Annotated in this window: 7 protein-coding genes; 6 read left to right on the top strand and 1 reads right to left on the bottom strand. The window is 39.0% G+C overall.

Translation table 11 applies throughout. The features are described 5' to 3' along the window. Positions 1-80: 80 nt before the first annotated feature. The gene (locus tag PG766_RS16580) at positions 81-1022 is read right to left on the bottom strand and encodes a DUF1177 domain-containing protein (protein WP_117823567.1); all 942 of its coding nucleotides are present in this window, start codon (positions 1020-1022) and stop codon (positions 81-83) included. 266 nt (positions 1023-1288) lie between these two features. Here PG766_RS16580 and PG766_RS16575 point away from each other — a divergent pair, with 266 nt between their 5' ends. From PG766_RS16575 to PG766_RS16550, 6 genes are all read left to right on the top strand, one after another. Continuing rightward, positions 1289-2134, top strand: a complete 846-nt coding sequence (locus PG766_RS16575; protein WP_044999066.1) for a DUF3100 domain-containing protein — start codon at positions 1289-1291, stop codon at positions 2132-2134. A gap of 1 nt (position 2135) precedes the next feature. Further along, positions 2136-2627, top strand: coding sequence for a hypothetical protein (locus PG766_RS16570; protein ID WP_117823568.1), 492 nt, complete (start codon positions 2136-2138; stop codon positions 2625-2627). Positions 2628-2658: 31 nt separating this feature from the next. Continuing rightward, positions 2659-3798: a M20 family metallopeptidase gene (locus tag PG766_RS16565; protein WP_270591362.1), complete on the top strand. Its 1140-nt coding sequence runs from the start codon at positions 2659-2661 to the stop codon at positions 3796-3798. Between the two features lie 174 nt (positions 3799-3972). Beyond that, positions 3973-5145, top strand: a complete 1173-nt coding sequence (locus PG766_RS16560; RefSeq protein ID WP_270591361.1) for a glycosyltransferase family 4 protein — start codon at positions 3973-3975, stop codon at positions 5143-5145. Next, a complete protein-coding gene (locus PG766_RS16555) occupies positions 5129-5734 on the top strand; it encodes a TVP38/TMEM64 family protein (RefSeq protein ID WP_118199835.1) in 606 nt (201 codons plus the stop codon). Before PG766_RS16560 ends, PG766_RS16555 begins: the two co-directional genes overlap by 17 nt. 19 nt (positions 5735-5753) lie before the next feature. Beyond that, positions 5754-6746, top strand: coding sequence for a glycosyltransferase (locus tag PG766_RS16550; protein ID WP_118199833.1), 993 nt, complete (start codon positions 5754-5756; stop codon positions 6744-6746). Positions 6747-6901: the final 155 nt, after the last annotated feature.

The raw sequence follows: 6901 nt of genomic DNA, 5'->3' as shown, positions 1-6901 counted from the left end.
TCTGCTTTTTTTAATTTTTAAATTAACTTAATGACATTGCCTTTTCGGGGCATCTTTTATTTCAAAACAGTATGTATCTATTACGAGAAAGGATTCAGTTTTTGGAAATGATTCATTGAACCGTATAAACTTTGTAATTTTTCGAATTCTTCTTCGTCGTATAATTTAAGAGAACGACTGCCAAAGGATTTGGCAACTTCTAACATAAAGCGTGCAGCTTCATCAAGATCAGTCATATGACTGGCTCCGGTTGCACAACCGGGAACAGTTGTTTCTGTTGTGATGGCAATCCCGACTACAGGTGCATTAGTAGCAGTTGCCGGTTGCAGAATACTGTTTAGATGATGAAGATCATTGCCATAAGGAGTGATATCCTGCTGTGTTAATGGAAATACTTTTGGAAGTTTTCCCGTAGTAATCTGCATTAAATCAAGAAGATCTTCGGAAGTACGAAGGATGTAGCCTTCTTTTACTGTAGGTGAGATTGCAAATCCATTGTGATTGATCACGCGATTTCCTTTAGTAGTATCTACAGAGAGAACTGCGTCAAGTTCCGGTGTGAGCTCTTCGGCATTTACCTGTGCCATTTCTACAGGTGATCCCATAAATGGAACCGGAACATGTGGCGCGGTCGGTGCATCCGGACAAATATGTGTAGAAATGAATACGTCACCTTCTAAAAAATCCCCTTTATTCTGCATATCTAATAATTTGGCAGCAAGAGCAATTGCAACGAGGGCACCATCACCGTCAGATACATACCCGATTCGTTCAGGACGAGCACCAAGTCCACCTAATCTCCCAAGAAGTCCAATTGTCGGAGCATCGCCTCCGGAAGTCTTTCCGTGAAGACCCGGGATGCGAATTTTTAACATATCTGTAGAACCTTTTGGTCCAACTAAAGGATAAACCTGAATATCCGCATCTTGTTTTATGGATTTTAAATAAGATGCGACAGAGTTGCCGTTTACGTTCTTACTGTCTATAATGTCGAAAGCTTCTATTAATTGTTTGAATAACATCTTAAATCCTCTCTTTCTAACTAAAATAGTTTTTTAATTGACAAGCAAAGTTTAGCATTACTAAATAGGAAAGTCGATATTGTGCGTGCCTAAAAAGAAAGAAAATAGTTGGGCGAAATGCACATGCTACATTTTTGAAAGAATAATAAATGTGCAAAGTGCATAAAAAACAGGGACATTATGGTGCATGGAGAGCGTCGACACTTTAAGAAGTCAATGTTATACTGTAGTCAAATAAGAATTCGGAAGAAACGGAGGAAGGAAATGTGAAAGAAAGAACAGGGACTGTAAATTGCATGATCGCAACTATTATTATTTGCATTATTGCGGAGCTGATTGGTCCACTTCAATTTAAGGTGATGGGGATTGACGTGAAGATATTGACGATGATTTGGGTTATCATCATGGGAATTCTTTTATCTCCAACATTATTAGGAAAAGTGATTCCCCCACTGAAGAAATTTATTAGTAACGCAGAAATTAAACGGGCACCGTTTTTGTTGTCTCTTACATTATATCCGCTTGGAATTATGTTTGGTATCAATGCAGGTCCAAAGGTTGGAATTGTTTTACAGGCAGGTCCTGCTTTACTGTTTCAGGAAGCGGGAAATATGATGACGATGCTGATTGCATTACCACTTGGCTTACTCCTTGGATTAGGAAGAAGTGCTGTGGGTGGAACGTTCTCTCTTTGCAGAGATACGGCACTTGGTATTATCGGAGATAAATATGGTCTGGAATCCAGAGAAGGAATGGGAACACTTGGAACTTATATTAGCGGAAGTGTATTTGGTACTCTCTTCTATTCTTTCCTGGCACCGATCGGGTTAGCAATCGGATTTCATCCTTATGCACTTGCGATGGCATCAGGTATGGGAAGTGCATCTATGATGAATGCGGCTACTGCAGCGTTGACAAATGCAGCGGCACCTATGTATGCAGAACAAATTCTTGCATATTCTGCAACCAGTGGACTTTTAACTGCAGTAACAGGTGTGTATGTGGAAATGTTTTTGGCATTGCCATTAGCGAACTGGTATTATAATCGTGTTAATCCAGGTATTGAAAAATTAAGGGCTAAATTATTTAAAAAAGCATCTGAGGAGGCATAAGATGGAAAATACAAAACAAACTCCACAAGAAAAATCGACATTAAGTAATATTTTAGAACAAATTAAAATAGTATTGGTGATTTATGGAATTGTCATAATTATACATATGGTTTCTATTGGAAGCAAACTTCCGGATTTGGCAAAGTCGACAGTGGTAAGCTTTGTAATGGTAGTGATTGCGATTACCTTGAAAAATGTTGTGAAAAAACCTAATCTTCCAGGATTTGCGTGGGCTACACTGGTATCCTTTGTTTTGACATTGCCGATATCTCCGATTGCAGATTTTATCGTAAATGCAATGAGTGCATATAGTTTTGGACTTGTAGGACTTCCGCTACTTGCTTTTGCTGGAATTGCTGTAGGAGACCAGCTTGAGGTTTTCAAAAAACTCAGCTGGAAAATTGTAATTGTATCCTTTGTGGTTATGGCATCTACTTATTTTGGATCAGCAGCAATTTCAAATATTATCTTATCTTTAAAAGGAATGATCTAAAACCATACAGATAAAATGAGAGGTGAAGAATATGGATAATTTAGAATTAATGAAACAGGAAATCAGTAATCTTGCAAAAGAGAAAAAGGAAGAATTTGAAAAAGTAAGTGATTATATTTTTGCAAACCCTGAACTGGCATTTAAAGAATATAAATCACAGGAAGCACTTTGCAAACTGTTGGAAAGCCATGGCTTTGTTGTTAAACGAGGAATTGCAGAAATGCCGACGTCTTTTGAAGCAGTTTTTAATTCTGGAAAACCAGGGAAAACAGTAGCACTTATGGGAGAATATGATTGTCTTCCAGAAATCGGACATGGTTGTGGACATAATCTGATCGGAACATCAGCAGCCGGTGCAGGAATTGTATTAAAGGAAGTTATGGAAAAGCATGAGATAGGTGGCGTGTTAAAAGTATTAGGTACTCCGGCCGAAGAAAAGGGCAGTGGCAAAGCGATTATGGTTCGCCATGGAGTATTTGAAGGAATTGATGCTGCACTTCTGATGCATCCGTGTGATGAATCTATGCCAGATGATATTTCTTTTGCAGCAATTACATTGGAATTCACCTTCAAAGGAAAACCGGCTCATGCGGCAGCTTGCCCATGGAAGGGAGCAAATGCACTAAGTGGAGTTCAGTTAATGTTCCATGCGGTTGATATGATGCGTTTACATTTTAAAGATTACAGCAGAGTACACGGAATTATTACAGAAGGCGGAGTAGCTCATAATACTATAACAGATGAAGCGAAAGCAGTATTTAATATTCGTTCACTGGAATATGATTATATGATGGAAATGGTTGATGCTATTCGTGATTGTGCGAAAGGAGCGGCAATTGCAACCAGGACAGAAGTTGAAGAAAGACAGTTGGATGAAGTTATCAAAGATGTGCGTAATGATAAGAAACTGGTTCAGTATGTTCGTAAGAACATGGACTTTATTGGTGAAGAGTATATAGAGCGTGACCTGACTCAGGGAATCGGTTCGACTGATGTTGGAAATGTAACCCATGAAATACCGGCAATTCAGTTTTATGTGAAATTGAAAGAGCATGTAGGGACACATACAAAAGAGTTTGCAGTAGCAGCAGGCGGAGAAGAAGGAAAAAGAAATCTGCATGCTTCTGTTCAGCTCTTGGCAATGAGTGCATTGGATGTATTAAGTGAGTAAATAGAAAGTGTATCATTTTTTAGAGAGTTCTAAAAAGTGATACACTTTTTTTGAAATATTGTCTTGAATGAATATTTCGCATTTGTTTAAAAATTCTTTAGAAATGCCCTTTCCATATCTTAACAATCTCCTGTTAAACTATGCTCATAAAAAGATAACGGGAGGAATTAATAAATGAGAGTATTGATTACAACAGACTGGTACGAACCGGTTATAAACGGTGTTGTTACTTCAGTTATGAATCTTTCCAGACAGCTAAGAGAAAGAGGACATGAAGTAAAAATTCTTACATTATCAAGAACATTTCATTCTTATATAGAAGGCGATGTGGTTTATGCAGGATCAATTGGACTTGGATGCATTTATCCGCAGGCAAGATTAAAAATTCCAAAGGCAGCAGGTGACTATATGGAAATGTTGCTTGAGTGGAAACCGGATATTGTGCATTCACAGTGTGAATTTTCCACATTTTTCTTAGCGAAAAGGATCGCATCTGAACTTCATGTTCCGATTGTACATACGTACCATACAGTTTACGAGGACTATACCCATTATTTTTCACCGCAGAAAGTATGGGGAAGAAATATTGTGCAGTTGATGACAAAGAAACTTGCAAATGCGGTAGAAACCCTAATTGCACCCAGTGATAAGATCCGTAAGATATTGGAAGGATACCAGGTGTCTTGTCCGGTGGAAGTTATTCCATCTGGAATCCATCTGGAAAAATATCAGCTATGTAAAAAAGAAGACTGGCGTAAAAAAATCCGTATGCAGCTTGGTATATCACAGGATGCACTGGTGTTGGTATATGTAGGCAGAATGGCAAAGGAAAAAAACATTGAAGAGCTTCTGGAATATCAGCAAGATGCAGCAAAATCCGGGGTGATTTTAGTCCTTGTAGGGGATGGACCATATCTTCCGGAGCTGAAAAAAAAGGTCGAAGAGCTAAAGCTTGCTAAAAATGTGATTTTTACGGGAATGATCATACCGGAAGAAGTGGGACACTATTATCAGGCAGGAGATCTCTTTGTCAGTGCTTCTACCAGCGAGACACAGGGAATGACTTATGCAGAAGCGCTTGCAGGTGGTATTCCGCTCCTTTGCAGAAGAGACGGATGTCTGGAACAAGTTGTGACAGATGGGGAAAATGGATGGCAGTATGATAAAAAAGAAGATTATCTTATGAGAATCCAAGAATGGAAGGGGATGGGTGAAAATGCAAGAGGTAGGATGCAAAACAAGGCTGCTATTTCAGCAGAAAAATTTTCTTCCGGAAATTTTGCCGAAAGAGTGGAAAAAATCTATGAACAGCAAATACGAAAATACCGATATGAAAATGCAGCCTAAGAAACAGAGAAATCTGACTAGATTTTTCAATCTGCTTTCGATAGCCGGACTGGCCGGATGTGCGCTTCTTGCAATCTGGGCATATAAAAACGGCATTTTAAATTCGGTAGATTCTTTGCAGACATTTATCTGGAAATTCGGTTATACTGGAATGCTCGTTTTTATTCTGATCCAGGTTGTGCAGGTTATTATTCCAATCCTACCGGGTGGAGTCAGTTGCCTGGGTGGTGTGATCTTTTTTGGGCCGTGGCTAGGATTTTTTTATAATTATATTGGTATCTGTATAGGATCAATTGCAGTGTTTGGAATTTCAAAGACAATAGGAAGGCCGGTTTTATACAAAATGTTTTCTGAAAAAATGATAGAAAAATATGATGGATGGACCCAGAAGGACGGTAAGTTTTTGAAATTATTTGCGCTGGCAATCTTTTTCCCGGTGGCACCGGATGATTTCTTGTGCTATCTTGCGGGAACTACAAAAATGACGTGGAAACAGTTTACAGCAGTTATTGTACTTGGAAAACCATTTTCTATTGCACTTTACAGTCTGGGGCTTACGACAGCATTTAAGATGTTATTTTCATTATAAAAGGAATAGGGTAAAGATTATGAAAACATATATATACAGAGGTGGGTTTCCGATTGTAGAAAAAAGTGGTGTCGGAAAAGCAATCGAGCATCAGGAGAAAATGCTGAATGCAGTAGAGGCACCGCGTGCAGCCAGGTGGAAAGAAGCAACCGTGGTTCATATGAATACAGTTTTTCCAGATTCGGTGATTGCGGCCTTTATAGCAAAAATGCAGAAGAAAAAAGTGATTTATTATGGGCATTCTACAATGGAAGATTTTAAAAATTCCTTTATTGGTTCTAATCTTGCAGCGCCGATTTTTAAAAAATGGATCTGCTTTTGTTATAATTTGGGGGATGTTGTTGTGACGCCAACCGAGTATTCCAGAAAATTGTTGGAAGGGTATGGATTGAAACGAAAAATTTATTCGATTACTAATGGTGTGGATACAGAATTTTTCAAACCTGATCCAGAGGGGAGAATACGCTTCCGCGCAAAATATCAGCTAACGGAAGAGCAGAAGGTTGTGATATCTGTGGGACATTTGATTGGAAGAAAAGGAATTCTGGATTTTCTTGAACTGGCCAGAATGATGCCGAAAGTACAGTTTATCTGGTTTGGAGGCGGTAATGAAAGCTTGGTGACAGCAGAAATCAAAGAGGCGATATCAAAGAAACCGGATAATGTATTGTTTGCAGGATTCGTAAAGTCTGATGAACTGCGTGATGCATATTGTGGGGCAGACGTATTTTCGTTTATGAGTTATGAGGAAACGGAAGGAATCGTTGTTTTAGAAGCTCTTGCCTGTGAAATTCCGACAATAGTAAGAAACATTCCTGTGTATGAAGGATGGCTTGAAGATGAAAAACAGGTATATAAAGCAGAGACAATAAAAGAGTTTCAGGAAAAGATAACTGCGATTTTCAGTCGGGATGTTCGTTTGATGAAAAAGGAAGAACGGAAAATTGCTTGTAATAAAAGTCTTGGAAAAGTTGGAGAACAATTGCTGAGGCTATATTTTGAAATGGAATAAGGGACGTTTAGCCGCGCCATTCGCAAAAGCGTGCCTGCGGCACTTGTCGCTGCTGCGCAGCTATTTTGCTCATAGAGTGGCGCTCATCTCATTCGTATAATCAGCCGTCTTTTCATGCGAGCATGAAATCCGTCTGACTATACGGATGACTGAAC

The sequence above is a fragment of the Coprococcus sp. LG101-27 genome (assembly GCF_027695515.1).
In the GTDB taxonomy this organism is placed as follows: Bacteria; Bacillota; Clostridia; order Lachnospirales; family Lachnospiraceae; genus Allocoprococcus; species Allocoprococcus comes.
Note: the sequence above shows the minus strand (reverse complement) of the source record. Positions and strands in the feature narration are given on the sequence as shown.